This window comes from Agreia sp. (assembly GCF_964263775.1).
Taxonomy (GTDB): Bacteria; Actinomycetota; Actinomycetes; order Actinomycetales; family Microbacteriaceae; genus Agreia.
Genome location: NZ_CAXVWM010000112.1, coordinates 1 through 16,535, shown reverse-complemented (window position 1 = coordinate 16,535; position 16,535 = coordinate 1). Strand labels below are relative to the sequence as shown.

The 16,535-nt window shown below is 66.6% G+C and carries 12 protein-coding genes; 10 read left to right on the top strand and 2 right to left on the bottom strand.

The genetic code is table 11. The features are described from left to right. Positions 1–623 (bottom strand): metal-dependent hydrolase (locus ACE5CZ_RS08440; protein ID WP_374946884.1); only part of this gene is annotated, 623 nt, incomplete at its 3' end. Positions 624–734: 111 nt separating this feature from the next. On the opposite strand from ACE5CZ_RS08440, the gene ACE5CZ_RS08435 reads away from it, so the two are divergent. The 4 genes from ACE5CZ_RS08435 to ACE5CZ_RS08420 all read left to right on the top strand — a co-directional run bounded on the left by ACE5CZ_RS08435 (position 735) and on the right by ACE5CZ_RS08420 (position 4,517). Continuing rightward, on the top strand, positions 735–998 hold the full coding sequence (locus ACE5CZ_RS08435; RefSeq protein WP_374946883.1) for a hypothetical protein: 264 nt from the start codon (positions 735–737) through the stop codon (positions 996–998). A 112-nt stretch (positions 999–1,110) separates the two neighbouring features. Continuing rightward, complete coding sequence (locus ACE5CZ_RS08430) at positions 1,111–2,625, top strand: WXG100 family type VII secretion target (protein WP_374946882.1); 1,515 nt, start codon at positions 1,111–1,113, stop codon at positions 2,623–2,625. After that, positions 2,622–3,275 carry a hypothetical protein gene (locus tag ACE5CZ_RS08425; protein WP_374946881.1) on the top strand — a complete coding sequence of 218 codons (654 nt, stop codon included), beginning with the start codon at positions 2,622–2,624 and terminating at the stop codon, positions 3,273–3,275. Before ACE5CZ_RS08430 ends, ACE5CZ_RS08425 begins: the two co-directional genes overlap by 4 nt. 30 nt (positions 3,276–3,305) lie before the next feature. Next, positions 3,306–4,517, top strand: a complete 1,212-nt coding sequence (locus ACE5CZ_RS08420) for a low temperature requirement protein A (protein ID WP_374946880.1) — start codon at positions 3,306–3,308, stop codon at positions 4,515–4,517. 43 nt (positions 4,518–4,560) lie between these two features. Here ACE5CZ_RS08420 and ACE5CZ_RS08415 read toward each other — a convergent pair whose 3' ends face one another. Beyond that, the gene (locus ACE5CZ_RS08415; RefSeq protein ID WP_374946879.1) at positions 4,561–4,908 is read right to left on the bottom strand and encodes a hypothetical protein; all 348 of its coding nucleotides are present in this window, start codon (positions 4,906–4,908) and stop codon (positions 4,561–4,563) included. Positions 4,909–5,492: 584 nt separating this feature from the next. Here ACE5CZ_RS08415 and ACE5CZ_RS08410 point away from each other — a divergent pair. The 6 genes from ACE5CZ_RS08410 to ACE5CZ_RS08385 form a co-directional block, all read left to right on the top strand. Further along, a complete protein-coding gene (locus ACE5CZ_RS08410; protein WP_374946878.1) occupies positions 5,493–6,311 on the top strand; it encodes an ABC transporter ATP-binding protein in 819 nt (272 codons plus the stop codon). Next, positions 6,293–7,867 carry a transporter gene (locus tag ACE5CZ_RS08405; RefSeq protein WP_374946877.1) on the top strand — a complete coding sequence of 525 codons (1,575 nt, stop codon included), beginning with the start codon at positions 6,293–6,295 and terminating at the stop codon, positions 7,865–7,867. The genes ACE5CZ_RS08410 and ACE5CZ_RS08405 overlap by 19 nt, the downstream gene beginning before the upstream one ends. A 34-nt stretch (positions 7,868–7,901) precedes the next feature. Continuing rightward, a complete protein-coding gene (locus ACE5CZ_RS08400) occupies positions 7,902–8,702 on the top strand; it encodes an MOSC domain-containing protein (protein WP_374946876.1) in 801 nt (266 codons plus the stop codon). Further along, entirely contained in the window at positions 8,699–9,655 is a 957-nt protein-coding gene (locus ACE5CZ_RS08395; protein ID WP_374946875.1) for a PDR/VanB family oxidoreductase, read from the top strand. Before ACE5CZ_RS08400 ends, ACE5CZ_RS08395 begins: the two co-directional genes overlap by 4 nt. A 150-nt stretch (positions 9,656–9,805) precedes the next feature. Next, the gene (locus ACE5CZ_RS08390; RefSeq protein WP_374946874.1) at positions 9,806–15,880 is read left to right on the top strand and encodes an Ig-like domain-containing protein; all 6,075 of its coding nucleotides are present in this window, start codon (positions 9,806–9,808) and stop codon (positions 15,878–15,880) included. Between the two features lie 34 nt (positions 15,881–15,914). Beyond that, positions 15,915–16,535: AAA family ATPase (locus ACE5CZ_RS08385; protein WP_374946885.1), on the top strand; the 621-nt coding region annotated here is incomplete at its 3' end.

Here is a 16,535-nt window from a genome sequence, read left to right as displayed (position 1 = left end):
ATGCTCACGGCGTGGCCGTCGACTGTGGTCGTCCAGTAGCGCCGGTCGGTGAGGCGCTCGCCGTCGCGCTCGACCGAGGCCGCCGCGCCCGACAGGACCCACGCCGACAGGCGCGCATCCACGCCCGTCTCGACGGCGTCGAGGTCGTCGACTAGGCGTGCGGGCGCGAATCCTTTCTTGCGCAGCGACTTGCCGATCCGGTACACGTCGACCGAACCGCGTTGCTCAATGCGCGAGGTCTCGATTGCGAGGGCGTCGAAGTTCGGATTGTCGAGCGCATCGGGCGAAACGGGCTTGCTCCACGACCCGGTGAGCTCGGCGTTCAGGGCGAGGGATGCGAGGTGGCAGGCCGTGTGACCGACTGAAAGAGCGTGCCGATAGTCGGCGTCGACTGCAACGGATGCTTCGGCGCCCTCGACGAGACCTGCTTCGGTCGCGCGGGCATCGTCGACGATGTGCGCGGTCACAAAGGCCCACCCCTCGGTTCCCTTGCGCACGGGAACATCCGCCCCCAGAAAGAGCAACTCGCCGTAGGTCGCGCCCACCGCGCAGTCGAGCACGTCGAGTACAAGGCCGTTGACGGTGAGTGTCGCCCGGTCCGCGGGCTGGTCGGGCCACGCCATATCCTCTGGATGGCAGGCCGAGTTGTCGAGGATGCTGCTCACAACCGCGTGGGCGAGAATGGAGGCGAAAGCATCGAACCAGCACCGGATCATTCAGGCAGGGAGCCCACCATGACCGCAGTAGAAGTGGCAACAGTCTCGTACACCGTTTCAGCCGACTATTTCGCGGAGGTCGGGGCCGACTTCGACAGTGAAGCCGTCGACGACGCGGTGCTTGCCGAACTCAACAGGATCGTTCCGAAGGGCGTGGTCGTGCACCGCAACGGAAAGGCGTTCGCCGAGCCCGAGGTGGCAGCAGCCGCGCGCGACATCGACTGGAATGCCCTGCTCGAGCGCATCGACGTCGATCAGATCATGGCGACTCACGGGCGCTGATTCCGCCCGCAGTAGTCGGGCGGAGACCGGCGCATGGGGAGTTGTCCCCATCGGTCTTCGGCGGCCCGGCGGCTAGCATGGCAGCAATCCACCACTCGAATGCGGGAGCGTCATGGCTGTGTACGGAGCCGACATCGGCGAGCTGCGACAGCTCGCGCGCAGCCTCGACTCCGCGTCGAGCCAGCTGCGGAGCATCACCTCGACGCTGGGTTCAGCCATCCAGACCCGCGCGTGGCACGGGCGGGATGCCGACATGTTCCGCTCCGACTGGGGAGCGAGCCACGCGCCCCTGTTGCAGCGCACCCTGTCGGAACTGTCACGGGCATCCCAGGTTCTCGTCGCCAACGCGCTCGACCAGGAGCAGACGAGCTCGGTGACCGGCGGCGGCGCCTCGGGCACTGGTTCGAGCACGCCGGGTTCGGGCACGCCCGGCAACCCCGTCGACGCGGCTACGCAGCAGGATGCCGACGAGCTGACCACGCTCCTCGCCGGCATGACGCCCGCCGAGCGCGCCGCCTACCTGAAGAGCGACGAGTTCGCGCGGTGGGCCGCCGAGCATCCGGAGGGCGCGAAACTCGCCCTCGACGCGGCCGCCGAGAGCGGCGCGATTTCGATGAACAACCCCGCCTACGCCGATTTTCTCAGCGACTACTGGAATAACAAGGCGATGGAAGAGATGGGCATAGACCCGTCGACCTGGGACACCTCGAAGGGCACCGAGGCGAACTGGGAGACCATCAAGAGCGTCTACGACTTCTACGGCCAGCAGTTTCTCGACAACCCCGACCTGCAGTGGGCGGGCATGGCCAACATGATCGGGCCGTCGTTCGCGGGCGGATTCCAGGACATGGCTGCCATGCGCGACATCGCTCAGGCCATCCTTGACAATCCGGTCTCGAATCTCCCCATCCCGTACCTCGACCAGCTCGAGACCGTGGCGAACATGTCCGACTCCGAGCTGGCGTTCTACGAGACCAGCATGCTCGACATGAATAAAGAGATCTTTCTCGACCAGGCCCGTCAGCACATGGCCTACGAGAATGGCGGGCTCGCCGAGATTCAGCGCCTCGCCGACTCGGGCGCCATCACGCAGACGACGGCGGATGCGTGGGAGAAGATCGACTCGGGCGACGCGGCTCAGGTCGCGGCCGGCAACACGATGCTGTTGCAGCGCGAGCAGAACGACATCATCGCCGACGACTACAACTCGATGCGTGATCACCCGCTCACTGGCGAGGCCGTCACGTTCCTGGTCACCCTTGCCGGTGAGCCTTCCATTCCGGGGGCGCTGAGCTACCCCGAGGTGTTCCCCTACAAATTCACCGTCGAGTCCCCGGGCTTCGAGAACATTCCGTTCACCGACATCGACAACCCGGCGCAGTTCAGCACCGAATTCACCACGAACTTTCCCGACGGCAACATCGCCGACGCAGACCAGCGCTGGGCGCTCATCTCGAAGGACACGCTGCCCGCCTATCAAGAACTGCTTCGCAACGATCCCGATCTCGCCCGCGAGATCATCGCATCCGACTTCAACGACCGCACCGATGGGGCCAGGCCCACCAGCAACATTCCCGAGATCGTGGAGCGCCTGCTGACGCCGCACCTGCCCGAGGTCTCGCAGTGACCCGCACATCGCAGAGGCGACGATCGGCTCTGCGCCGGGCCGCGGCATCCATCGCCGTTCTCTCGGCCGTCGTGTCGCTGACCGCCTGCGGCATCCGCATCCCGCCCCTCGACCCCAACCCCGACTCCGACAAGGGAAGCCCCGTGACCGGTACAGATCTCTCCACCCTCGACGCCGACGGAATCGCCCGCATCCTCGCTACGAAAGAGGCGCGCTTCGACCTGAGCGAGGGCACGATCGACAAGTCGGTGCTCGGCCTGCCCGCAGACGAGTACGCGCCCGACGTGCAGTCGCGCGACGGGCTGATCAGCCTCGAGATCGCGGGGCCGCAGGGCACCGTCGAGGCCGAGACCGATCGCATCCGCTTCTTCACGACGGACGCCCAGCCCGACGTCGACCGCATCACCTACTTTCTCGTCGCCGATTCGCCCGAGGCGTTCTTCGAACTGCTGCGCGAGGGTTCGGATGCCTATGGTCTCGATCGCGCGTCGGTCGACGACTGGATCGACTCGGTCGAGACCGACTCGGACGGGGTGAGCGACTTCTCGTTCGCGCCGGGAACCTCTGTCGGGCTGAACGTGAACTACGACGTGCGCTATGACTCGTCGGCTGCCGTGCAGGTCGCGATTGTGGACGTGTATCCGCTCTAGTGCGTGATTCCCGGCTCTAGGCTGTGGGTCATGACCCTGCCAGTGACCCGCATGCGGCACCGCGACATCGACGAGAAGCATCGCGCATCCACCCCACTCGAGCTGCTCTTCGACCTCACCTTCGTCGCGGCGATTCAGGCAGTGGTCACGCAGCTGGCCCACGGCATCGAAAGCGACCACATCGCCGAAGCGTTGCCCAACTTCTTCATGGTGTTCTTCGCCATCTGGTGGGCCTGGCTCACGTTCACGTGGTTCGCGTCGGCCTACGACACCGACGACGTTCCCTATCGACTGCTGACCATGCTGCAGATGGGCGGCGTGCTCGTTCTGGCCGCGGGAGTTCCGGCAGCGTTCGCCGACGGCGACCTTCTGCTCATCACCGTGGGCTACTTCATCATGCGCATTGCGCTGATCGCGCAGTGGCTGCGAGCTGCGGCGCAGGATGCCGAGGGCAGGTCGACAGCGCTGCGCTATGCCGCGGAGATCGGCTTCGTGCAGGCGCTGTGGGTCGCGCGTCTCTTTATCGGGCAGGAGTTGCCGGTGGCCTGGAACGTTGCGATCTTCGCGGTTCTCGCCGCGTGCGAGCTCGCCATTCCGTTGTGGGCCGAGCGACGCGGCATGACCCGCTGGCACCCGCATCACATCGCCGAGCGCTACGGCCTCTTCACGATCATCCTGCTCGGCGAATCGGTTCTCGCGGCGACGATCGGCGTGCAGTCGATCGTGACGGCCGGGGATGCGACGGGCGAGTTCGTGCTGCTGGCCGCGTCGGGCCTCGCCCTGCTCTTCGGAATCTGGTGGGTGTACTTTCTCGAGCCCGCGGGCGACGGACTCGAGCGTCGACGTGGGCGCAGCTTCGTGTGGGGTTTCGGGCACTACTTCGTGTTCGCGGCGCTCGCCGCTCTCGGTGCGGGGCTCGAGGTGGGCGTGCAGTCGCTGAGCCACCACGCCGAGATCGACAGCACGGCGGTGGCGTACTCGATCGCAATACCTGTGGCCGTGTTTCTGGTTGCGATGCAGGTTCTCTACCGACCACTGCTGGGGTCGCAGACGGTGATCAGGCCGGCGACGAGTCTTGTGGGGGCGGCCGTGGTACTGGCGATTCCGCTGCTCGCGTCGGTGCTGTCGTTCGCGACCACGGTGCTGCTCATCACCCTGGTCGTCGCGGCGATCATCGCGGTGACCGTGCTGCAGCAGCGCTCGCGGTCGGCCGCGGCGAGTCTCGGTGGGGGTGCGTCATGAGTGCCGAGGAGCATGGTCGCCGGGGCGAGGTCGTGGGAAGGGGCTACGTTTCGTCGATAAGTTCGAGAAGCTTCTTAGTGGCTTTGGCGATGTCGTCGTGGTCGTTTTGGGCTGCACGGCTTTCGAGCGAGATGATGCCGCCGCGGCGCACTGTGGTGAAGTCGCCATAGGGAAAGCTGTAGCGGCCCTTCGTCTCTTCTGATTGCTCCGAATCGACTCCCAAGTGCCATTTCGCGTACTCACCCCAGCCGTGCTCGTCGATGAATTCGTTTTCTTCGTCGGCTGAGGGCGCGGCTTCGCTCCAGTCGTCCCGTGTATCTCTAACGACCTTCCCGGTAGCTATCAGCTCCCGGGCGTGTCCTACTGCGACGGTATTGAGCCTGGTAACCATGGTTATCTCCTTACGAATTGGTCAGGAAGTTATTCTCCGCGCAAAAGCAAGAGCACGAAATGAGGGATTGACACCGGAACGCCGCTGATGACCGAATGCGAATGGTCGTTATCGGGATGGTGTTTCCCTAGGTCACTGACCGGGCGTATTCGCGAAATTTTCCCAAACCGGTGCCACGGCGGCGCTTCAAGCGTCAACGCTCAAAACCTGTTGCGCCGAACAAAGCTACTTTCAGGAGACCCGAAAGACACCGATATCTGTCGCATCGGTACAACGCGACTCGAGGAGGAAACATGCTCAGTACTGGCACCGCTACCCCGGAAACCCAGTGGCACTACATCAATGAGGCGCCAGTATTGTGCTCGTTGCTCGCGAGGACGGCAAGCTGCGGGCGGTTATCGAATGGTGTCCCAAGACGGCTCTCCCTCTGTCGTCGGGCACGACGGGAGATGATGCGTCCCGCCTACGCCGGTCCCGCCCCCCTCGTCGGAGGGCTCCCCTAGGGTAGGTGTCACGCGCGGGGCTCGCGAACATCTCGCAGCGCGCGGCTCGAATGTTGATCTCAAGACGGAAAGCAGGCGGCTATGACTGTGAATGATCCCGTACAGACCGACCCAACGCAGATTCTCCCTCCGGTTCGGGATGCTCACGGCCCGGCGCTCGAGATTCGGGGCCTCACGAAGAGATTCGGCGACAAGATCGCCGTCGACAACCTCGCCCTCACGGTTCCGTCGGGCTCGTTCTACGGACTCGTCGGACCGAACGGCGCCGGCAAGACCACCACCCTCTCGATGGCGACGGGCCTCATGCGGCCCGATGCGGGCGAGGTCGCCATCCACGGCGTGAACGTGTGGCACGACCTGCTGAAGGCCAAGCGCCTGGTCGGTGTGCTCTCTGACGGCGTTCGCCTCTTCGACCGGCTCACCGGCACGCAGCTCGTCACCTACGCGGGGCTGCTCAGCGGCATGACCCGCGAGACCGTCGCCGAGCGCACCCACGACCTGTTGAACCTGCTCGACCTCGAGTCGGCGGGCGGCACCCTCGTGGTCGACTACTCGGCCGGAATGACCAAGAAGATTGCCCTGGCCTGCGCCCTCGTGCACGCGCCGAGCCTGCTCGTGCTCGACGAGCCGTTCGAGTCGGTCGACCCGGTGTCTGCGGCGAACATCCGCGATATTCTCGACGGCTTCGTGAAGTCGGGGGGCACGGTGATCGTGTCGAGCCACGCCATGGACCTGGTGCAGCGCATGTGCGACCACGTCGCCGTGATCGCCCAGGGCCGTGTGCTCGCCGCCGGCACGACAGAAGAGGTTCGACAGGGCTCCACGCTCGAAGACCGCTTCGTCGAACTCGTCGGAGGACGCCGCACAGGAGAGGGGCCGGAATGGTTGCGACTCTCGTAAAGCTGCGCTTTCTCATTCTGGCGAACACCCTGAAGGGAAAGCCCTGGCAGATCGTCGCCGTGGTGATCGGCGGACTCTACGGACTCGGCGTGCTCGCCGGCGTGGTCATCGGACTCAGCGCCTTGAGCCTGGCGCCCGTCGAGCTGGCTCGCACCATCACGGTACTGGCCGGTGCGGCCACGATCCTCGGCTGGATGGTGCTCTCGTTGATCGGCCCCGGAACCGACCAGACCGTCGAGCCGTCACGGCTCGCCATCTTCCCCATTCCGATCAACCAGCTCGTGCTCGGTCTCGCCGTCAGCGGAGTCCTCGGCGTTCCCGGAATAGTCACCTCGATCGCCGCGCTGGCGACCGCGACCACGTGGTGGCAGCATCCGCTCGTCGCCCTCGCGGCCATCGTGTGCGCGGTGGTCGGTGTGCTCACCTGCGTCGTCGGTTCCCGGGCGGTCACCGCCCTGAGCTCGGGCATCGGATCGGGCCGCCGCTTTCGCGAGGCCAAGGGAATCCTGATCTTCATTCCGCTGATACTCGTCGGCCCGATCGTGATCGGCCTCACGTCTCTGCTTCGAAATTCTCTGGATGCCCTTCCCGGCATCGCAGACATCGTTTCGTGGACGCCGCTCGGCGCCATCTGGTCGGTTCCCGGCTATCTCGTCGTCGGCGACGCAGGCCGGGCCGCGGCCGGATTCGCGATCGGCCTCGCGACCCTCGCCATCCTGACTCTCGTGTGGCGATCGAGCCTGCGGCACGCACTCGAGAACCCGGCGCGCGCGTCGTCGCCGGCGAAGAACAAGAGCCGCACGCTGGGGCTCTTCGGCCTGTTCCCGGCCACGCCGTGGGGTGCCGTCGCCGCCCGCGCGCTCACCTACTGGCTGCGAGACCCGCGCTACGCGCAGTCGCTCATCATGATTCCGTTGGTGCCCGTTCTGCTCTTCGTCTACTCGGGCAGCCTGGGCAGCACGGGCGCGTTCAATGCGCTCGGGCCGATCGTGGCCCTGCTGTTGGCCCTGTCGATCTACACCGATGTCTCGTACGACAACACGGCGTTCGCACTGCACCTGTCGACCGGCGTCTCTGGTCGCGACGATCGGCTCGGCCGGGTAGTCGCCCTGGGCGCGTTCGCCGTTCCGGTGTCGGTGCTGCTGACGGTCGCGTCTGTGTGGTTCACGAACTCGTGGCAGGTGCTGCCCGGGCTGCTGGGCATGGTGTTCGGCCTGCTGTTCTCGGGCTTCGCGCTGTCGTCGGTGATCTCGGGCCGGTTCGTCTTCGCCGTTCCTGCGCCCGGCGAGAGCCCGTTCAAGGCCCGGCCCGGCGGAGGCTTCATGCTGACGCTGTCGACCTTCGCCACCTGGGGAATCCTGATCGTGCTGGTGCTGCCCGAGACGGTTCTGGCGATTCTCGGCTTCGTCACGGGCGAGGCGATCTACGGCTGGATCGCGCTTGCGGCCGGTCTGGTGCTGGGCGGCGGCATGCTGGTGTTCGCGGTGCGGTGGGGCGGAGCGATCCTCGACCGGCGCGGCCCCGAACTGCTCGCCCGGCTGCAGGCCGACAAATAGCCCCGCGGCCGCCAACCGCTTGTACTCTCGAGGCATGCCCGGCACCATCGACTCCCTCTACCGCTACCCCGTCAAGGGGCTCACACCGGAGCGCCTCGACCGGGTGACGCTCGAAGCGGGCCAGGCGTTCCCGGCCGACCGGCGCTTCGCGCTCGCGAAGCCGTTCGGGGCGTACGACGCAGACGACTTCGTTCCCCTGTCGAAGCGCGAGTACTACGTGCTCATGAACACCGACCGCCTGGCAGGGCTCGTTACGACATTCGATGCCGAGACCTGCACGATGCGCGTGGCCGTGCAGGGGCATCCTGTGCTCGAGGCCGATCTCGGCACGGCCGAGGGGCGGGCCGAGTTCGTCGAGCTGTACGCCCGCGTCGTAGACCTGCCCGACGGAGAGCGGCCCGTGCTGGCCGAGCAGCCGGGCTACAACTTCACCGACCAGGCGAACAACGGGCTGCGCATGATGAACACGATCTCGCTCGTCAACCGCGCATCCATTCGTGACTTCGAGGCGCGAATCGGGCGCGAACTCGATCCGCTGCGGTTTCGCGCCAACGCCTATCTCGAGGGCCTCGAGCCGTGGGTCGAGCGCGAGTGGATCGGGCGCGAGCTGCAACTCGGAGGCCCGGCCGGCGTGACCGTGCGCGTGGTCGACGAGTCGGAGCGGTGCGCGGCAACAGAGGTCGACCCTACGACGGCGCGGCGTGACGTGCCCGTGGTGCGGCTGCTGCACGAGAACTACGGGCACGAGATCATGGGCGTCTTCGCCGAGGTGCTCTCTGCCGGAACACTCGCCGTCGGCGACACCGTTATCGAGGCCGAGGTGACGGCCGCATGACCGCCGGCAGCACGGGCACCGACCTGACGGTCGTCGTCACAGGGCGCCGGATGCTCACGGCCGAGGTCTGCGAGTTCGAATTGCGCCGCCCAGACGGCGCGCTGCTCGAGCCGGCCGAGCCGGGCGCGCACATCACGGTGCACACTCCCTCGGGCGAGGCCCGCAGCTACTCGCTCACCTCCGACGTGAGCGACCGCAGCCGCTACGTGATCGCCGTGCGCCGAGACGAGACGGGTCGCGGCGGCTCGCGCAGCATGGTCGACGACGTGGCCGAGGGCGACTCGCTGGTGATCTCCGCTGCGCGCAACGCGTTCGACCTGGTGGATGCGCCGGCCTATCTGCTCGTGGCCGCCGGCATCGGCATCACCCCGATTCGCGCGATGCTGATCGAGTTGCGTCGGCGCGGGGTGGCGGATGTTCAGCTCGTCTACCTGAGTCGCTCGCGCGACGACACTCCCTACCTCGACGAGATCGACGAGCTCTCGACCGACGCCGTCACGCTGCATCACCGATCGGTGCACGGCGCCCTCGACTGGTGGAACCTGCTCGCGCGGCCGGGCGAGCGCCACCTCTACGTCTGCGGACCGGAGCCCCTGCAGAACGAACTCCGCGCACTGACAATGCACTGGCGACCGAGCCGCGTGCACATGGAGGACTTCGCCGGGGTCTCCGCGTTCGGCGAGATGAGCCTTCCGTTCGAGGTGGAGTGGCAGCCCTCGGGCGCCTCCGTCGTCGTGCCGGCGCAGTCGACGATGCTCGGCGCGCTCGAAGCCGCCGGCATCGCGGTCGACAGTTCGTGCGGCAGCGGAACCTGTGGAACGTGCCGGCTCAGGCTGGTCGACGGGGAGGCCGACCATCGCGACGTGGTGCTCACCGAGAACGAGCGCAACGACTTCGTGATGCCCTGTGTCTCGCGGGCGGTCAGCGAGCGTCTCGTGGTCGCGCCGCTCTGACCGGGGGCGGCATGGGGAGTTCTCCCCATTTACCCTGGGTGGGGTGGCCGTGCTTGAATGTGCGGGTGCCCGCGTGCCCGGAGTAGAGGCGCGCCCCCGAAAAGACGACGAAACCGTTCGTGACAGAACCGATGTGAAGTTGAGGACCGTGTGAGGCTCTTCGAGGCACTGCGCCGCCGCAAGGCGACTGCTGCATCGGTGGCGACCGTCACGGTCTTCTCGCTCGCGGTCACGACGATGGCGTTCCTCTATCAGGGCGTCACCACGGCCGACGTCGAGCTCAACGACGGCGGCGTCTGGGTCACCAAGCCCTCCGGCCTGCTCGTGGGCCACCTCAACTATCAGGCGCAGCTGCTCGATGGCGGCCTCAAGATGACGTCGAGCGACTTCGACATATTGCAGCACGACGAGACGATCATCACGGTCGACAAGGCCACCGGATCGCTGGCGCCTATCGACCCCGTGTCGGTGACACTCGGCAATGCCGTGGCCCTCCCAGCCGAGTCATCCGTGACCATGGGCGGCGACACTCTCGCCGTCGTCGACGACAAGACCGGCGACCTCTTCAGCACCCGGGCCAGCGACGTGGCCAACTTTCTGCCCGACCCCGAGAAGCCGCTGCTGACGCTCGGCTCGGGCGCGGCCGCCACGGTGGACGTCGATGGCGGGATTCACGCACTTTCGCCGTCGTCGGGCGAGATGGTCACCATCGCGCTCGACGACAACGGCGCATCCCTCGACCCCGTCACGAACGAGTTTCCCGAAACCGAAGAAGACGCGGCGCTCACGATGACGACCGTGGGCGACGACGCCGTGGTCTTCGACTCGACCAACGGCATCGCCTACCTGCCCGGCGGCAAGAAGGTAGAGGTCGCCGACTCGACCGGCGGCGTTCTGCAGGAGACCGGGCCCGCATCCGACGCCGTGCTCATCAGCACGGCCACCTCGCTCATCCGCCAGCCGCTCGACGGGGGCGCCGCCACGGCGACCTCGGCGGGCAAGCCGGGCAGGCCCGCCGCTCCCGTCTACCTGGGCGGCTGCGCGTATGCGGCCTGGGCGGTCTCGAATGCCTACCTGCGCGACTGCACAGGCGACGACAACGACGTCGAGACCACCATCGACGGTCTCACCGCCCAGGCCGAGCTCGTCTTTCGCGTGAACCGCACCGTGGTCGTGCTCAACGACCTCACCTCGGGCGCCGTCTGGCTCGTCAACCAAGACATGAAGAAGGTCGAGAACTGGGACGACATCGTTCCTCCGCCCGACGAGAGCGAGACCGAAGAAGAAGACGACAGCACCGAAGAAGAGCTGCAGGTCATTCTGCCCGAGCGCAGCGACGAGAACACTCCGCCGATCGCCGAAGACGATCAGCTCGGTGTTCGGGCCGGCCGCACCGTCGTGCTCCCCGTGCTCGACAACGACTCCGACCCCGACGGCGACGTGCTCACCGCAACCGTCACCGGCGCGCAGCCGTCGATCGGCGAGGTGCAGCCCATTCTCGGGGGCGTGGCCATGCAGGTGATCGTCGACCCCGACTCATCCGGCACCGGCACGTTCACCTACACCGCCGACGACGGTCGGGGCGGCACGGCGGATGCGACGGTGACGCTCAACGTGAAGGCTCCCGGCACGAACGAGGCGCCGCTTCAGAAGCGCGTTCCGAAAGTGCTGTGCGAGGTCGGTTCGACCTGTTCGTACAACGTTCTGCCCGACTGGATCGACCCCGACGGCGACGACATGTTCGTGCGCTCGGCCACGGCCGACGGCGCGAACCAGGTGCAGTTCCGAGCCGATGGCGAGCTCACCTTCACGGCCCTCGACCCTGACCCCGGGCGCAAGATCGTGACCATCGTCGTCTCAGACGGCGTGACCGACACCGAGGGCACCGTTGCGTTCGAAGTGCGCGAGTCGGGAACCCTCGTTCCCGTCACGAACGCCGATCATGTGGTGACCCGTGCCGGCCAGCAGGTCACCGTGTCGCCGATGGCGAACGACTACTCCCCCAGCGGCGCACCGCTGCGCCTCGCCAAGGTCAACGAGGTTCCGGGCGGCACGATCGCGCCCGACTACACGACCGGCACCTTCGACTTCACCGCGGCCGCGCCCGGCGACTACTACGTGCAGTACCTCGTGACCGACGGGCCGAAGACGGCTCCCGGCATCGTGCGCATCACCGTGGTCGGCGAGACGTCGGCCGACGATCCGCCCATCGCCGTGCGCGACGTGGCGCTGCTCACGAAGGGCCGTTCGGTTCTCGTCGACGTGCTCGCCAACGACTTCGATCCCGTGGGGGGCATCCTCGCCGTGCAGTCGGTGCAGGTTCCCGACGGGCTCGGCGTGAGCGTCGAGATCCTCGAGCACCAGGTTCTGCGAATCACCGACACCGGCATCTCGGAGCCGGCGAGCATCACGTATACGGTGACCAACGGCGTCAAGAGCGCCCAGGGTGAAGTCTTCGTCATCCCGATTCCCGCGCCCGACAGGCTGCTGCCCCCGGTGGCCGTCGATGACACCGTCACGGTGCGCGCGGGCGACGTGGCGACCATCCCGGTGCTCGACAACGACTACCACCCCAACGGCGACACCATCACCCTCGCCCCGCAGCTCATCGAGCCGTTCGTCGCCCCCGCAGACGGCGACATGTTCGTGGCTCAGGACACCCTGCGCTTCAGGGCAGGGCCGGTGGCCAAGACCGTCTACGCCACCTACGAGGTCGTCGACAGCCAGGGCCAGCGCGACGCCGGCTACGTGACCATCCAGATCGTCGGCAACGACGAGGGCGCCAACTCGCCTCCGCGCCCGCGCGATGTCACGGTGCGCGCCCTCGAGGGCACGACCGTGCGCATCCCGATTCCCCTCGACGGCATCGACCCCGACGGCGACTCCGTGCAGCTCGTCGGCCAGGGCGACGCCCCGACCAAGGGCCGCATCACCGAGGTCGGCCAATCGTGGCTGCAATACGAGGCCTACCCCACGTCGGTGGGCACGGATGTCTTCACCTACGTCGTGCGCGACCGCAAGGGCGCCGAGGCGCAGGCCACGATCCTGGTGGGCATCGTTCCCTCCTCCAGCGCGAACCAGCGGCCCTACGCGGTGAAAGACACCGTTCAGGTGCGCCCGGGTCGCACGGTCGCGGTCGACGTTCTCGCGAACGATTCCGACCCCGACGGCGATCCCATCGCCATCCGGGAGAACGGCCTCGAGGTGCCCGAGGGCGTGACCGGGGTCGTCGACCGAGGTCGCGCCACGATCATCGCGCCCAAGACGCCGGGCGACTACCCCGTGCAGTACACGATCGTCGACCAGTACGGGGCCACGGCCGTGGGTCAGCTGCTCGTCTCGGTGAGCCCGGATGCTCCGCTTCAGGCCCCGATCGCCCGTGACGATCTCGTTCTGGTCGCCGACGTTGTGGGTCGCGCAACCACCGACGTCGACGTCACGAAGAACGACGACGACCCAGACGGCACGATCGACGCCCTCGACGTGTCGGTCACCAGCGGCACGGCGACCGTTCGAGGCGACGGCCAGCTGCGCATCCCTCTCACGCCCGAGTCGCAGATCATCACGTACACGGTCACCGATGTCGACGATCAGAAGGCTTCGGCGTTCGTGTTCGTGCCCGGGCTCGAGGGCGCGCATCCGGCGCTGAAAGCCACAACTAAGCCGATCGTCGTGAACAGCGGCGAGACCATCAGCGTGCCGCTGTCGGAGTACGTGGTGACCGGCAACGGCGAGGCCGCACGCATCACGCAGGCCGACAAGGTGGCGGTGTCGCACGGCAACGGCTCGAACCTCGTCACCGATGCCACGACCCTGAGCTACACCTCGGCCGAGGGTTACTACGGCCCCGACGCGCTGAGCTTCGAGGTCACCGACGGCACCGGCCCCGACGACCCCGAGGGCAAGAAGTCCACGCTCGTGATTCCGATCACCGTGGTCTCGACAACCAACGTGTCGCCCACCATGAACGGCGGCGCCGTGAGCGTGGAGCCGGGCGGCAAAGAAGTCGAGCTCAACCTGCGCACGCTGTCTCGCGACCCCGACGAGGGCGACCTGAAGAAGCTCTCCTACTCGGTCGTCGGCGAGACCGCGCAGGGAATCTCGACGTCGTTCGAGGGCCAGACGCTGAAGGTGAAGGCCGCGGGCAATGCGGCCAAGGGCGATTCGACTCTGCAGCTCGAGGTCACCGACGGGCAGAGCGCGCCGGGCTCGGGAACCGTCACCGTGACCGTCGTAACCTCGACCAGGCCGCTGCCGAGTGCCACCGACGACATCGTGCGCGAGGCCAAGCAGGGCGAGACCCGCTCGATCGACGTGCTCGCGAACGACTTCAACCCCTACCCCGAGAACCCGCTCAGCATTCTCGAGGCGGTCGTCGAGACGGGCGACGGGCAGGCGAGCCCCGACGGAAGCACGGTGAGCGTGACGCCCGCCGCCGACTTCGTGGGAACGATGGTGGTGCGCTACCGCATCGCCGACTCGACCGGCGACCCGGCCCGCCAGGCAGACGGTCGCATCCAGCTGACCGTGCAGGGCAAGCCCGACGCGCCGGCCACGCCGAGCGTCACGAGCATCCAGGACCGCACCGTCGTGCTGTCGTGGACCCCGCCCGTGAACAACGGCTCCCCCATCACCACGTATACGGTCACCTCGCCGCAGGGTTATACGAAGCAGTGCGCTTCGACCACCTGCACGCTCGACGGCCTCACCAACGACGTGGAGTACACCTTCACGGTCACCGCGACCAACGGCGTCGGCGAGTCCGACCCGTCGCCGTCGTCGGCCGTCGCCCGGCCGGATGCCCGCCCCGACCGTCCCTCGCCGCCCACGCTGGTCTTCGGCGACAAGGCCATCACGGTGAACTGGGTCACGCCATCCACCCCCGGATCGGCAGTCACCTCGTACAACCTCGAGATCTCGCCAGCGCCCGCGCGCGGTGCCCTGCAGAAGACCGGTGTCACGGGCAACTCCGTGGTGTGGGAGGGGCTCGAGAACGGCACCGCCTACCAGGTGCGGGTTCAGGCCGTGAACCGCGCGCCCGACCCCAGCGATTGGTCGACGTATTCGGCGACCGAGATTCCGGCTGGCAAGCCGGATGCGCCCGGCACGCCGTCTTCTACGCGGGCGGACTCCGTGGGAACTCAGTCTCAGTTGACAGTGACCTGGAGTGCGCCGGCGAACAACGGTGACGCCATCGCGTCCTACGCTTTGACGCAATCAGGTGGCGGGGTCGCTCCACGCACAATTACAGTGCCGGGGGCCCAGACGTCCCAGACCGTGACCGTCGGGGTCTCCGAGTCGGACTACACCTTCAGTGTTGCTGCCTCGAATAAAGCCGGACAAGGCGCGCCGTCTGCGTCGTCTGCGCCCCGTCGGGCAGTCAACAAACCCGACGCACCGACCATCACCTCTGCGGTCGAGGGGGATAATTCGATCACAGTCAACTACTCGGCCGGCGCTCTCAACGGCGCGAAAGCGAACGAGGTCTCCTACCAATATCGATTGAATGGCGGAGGCTGGGGCGGACTCTCCGGCTCCGGATCAGATAGTGTCGGTGCTCCCAACAATGGCACCTATGCCATCGAGGTTCGCGCGCTGACCAGCGCGGACGGATCCAACTACACGAGTGATCCCAGTAACGCGGTGCCCAACCTCAAGCCGTACGGAGCCCCGAACGCGCCAACCGTCAATGCCAAGGGTGACGCTACGGGTGTGACAGTGAGTTGGACGCGTCCCGCCGAGAATGGGCGACCGTTCAGCATGTATCTGACGATCGACGGCGTCGAGAATCCGAACCCGGTCTCGTCGAGCGGTAATCAGCGATTCGACGGATATTCGCAGACTCACTCGATCAGCGCTCGGATTCAGGACACTGCCGGGGGGACGTCGTCGGCAGGCGTTCAGTCGGATCGAAGCGGGGACAAACCCCCGCCGCAAATTTCTGTGAACCTGTCCAAGGGCAACAATCCGAACGATTCCAGCAAGTGCACCTCGTCAGAATGCCGTTACCTCAACGTCAGCGTGAGCGGGTCGGGTGGCGTTGTCTACACGCTTTCGTACCGCTCCAACCGCGATTCGCCGGGCCTCGTCTGGGCAACCGGGAGTTTTACTGGAAACGGCTCCGAAGGCTCGAAATACTGGGGTTATGGGGGCGAAGACGTGTGGGTAACAGTGACCGGCAGCGACGGATCATCCGGCACGTCGAACCACATCAATCCATGGTGATGAAACACAAACGAGAGACACGATGACCATGACAATGACTATGACACCGGAGCAGGCGACCTGGTTCGCCGGCACTTTCGATCGCCTCGTCGCGAATGTGGGCCTGGCCGTGCTCGGCAAGTCCCACGTGATTCGGCTGTCGATCATGGCCATGATCGCCGAGGGCCACGTGCTGCTCGAGGATGCCCCGGGAACGGGCAAGACTAGCCTCGCCAAGGCGATCGCGGCCACCGTGCAGGGGTCGCACCAGCGCATCCAGTTCACGCCCGACCTGCTGCCTTCCGACGTCACGGGTGTCACGATCTACGACCAGAAGACGGCCGCGTTCGAGTTCCACCGTGGCCCCGTGTTCGCATCCATCGTGCTCGCCGACGAGATCAACCGCGCCTCGCCCAAGACGCAGTCGGCGCTGCTCGAGGTCATGGAGGAGTCGCGCATCACCGTCGACGGCCAGACGCACGAGGTCGGCCGGCCGTTCCTCGTGATCGCCACGCAGAACCCCATCGAGCAGGCGGGAACCTACAAGCTTCCCGAGGCGCAGCTCGACCGCTTTCTGATCAAGACGTCGATCGGCTACCCCGACCTGGCGTCGGCCGAGCAGATTCTCGCCGGGGCATCGATTCGCGACTCGTCGGCGGGGCTGACGCCGATCATC

Coding starts and splice junctions, on each gene's coding strand:
- ACE5CZ_RS08435 (WP_374946883.1), top strand. CDS start 735: ATGACCGCAGTAGAAGTGGCAACAGTCTCGTACACCGTTTCAGCCGAC.
- ACE5CZ_RS08430 (WP_374946882.1), top strand. CDS start 1,111: ATGGCTGTGTACGGAGCCGACATCGGCGAGCTGCGACAGCTCGCGCGC.
- ACE5CZ_RS08420 (WP_374946880.1), top strand. CDS start 3,306: ATGACCCTGCCAGTGACCCGCATGCGGCACCGCGACATCGACGAGAAG.
- ACE5CZ_RS08415 (WP_374946879.1), bottom strand. CDS start 4,908: ATGGTTACCAGGCTCAATACCGTCGCAGTAGGACACGCCCGGGAGCTG.
- ACE5CZ_RS08410 (WP_374946878.1), top strand. CDS start 5,493: ATGACTGTGAATGATCCCGTACAGACCGACCCAACGCAGATTCTCCCT.
- ACE5CZ_RS08405 (WP_374946877.1), top strand. CDS start 6,293: ATGGTTGCGACTCTCGTAAAGCTGCGCTTTCTCATTCTGGCGAACACC.
- ACE5CZ_RS08400 (WP_374946876.1), top strand. CDS start 7,902: ATGCCCGGCACCATCGACTCCCTCTACCGCTACCCCGTCAAGGGGCTC.
- ACE5CZ_RS08395 (WP_374946875.1), top strand. CDS start 8,699: ATGACCGCCGGCAGCACGGGCACCGACCTGACGGTCGTCGTCACAGGG.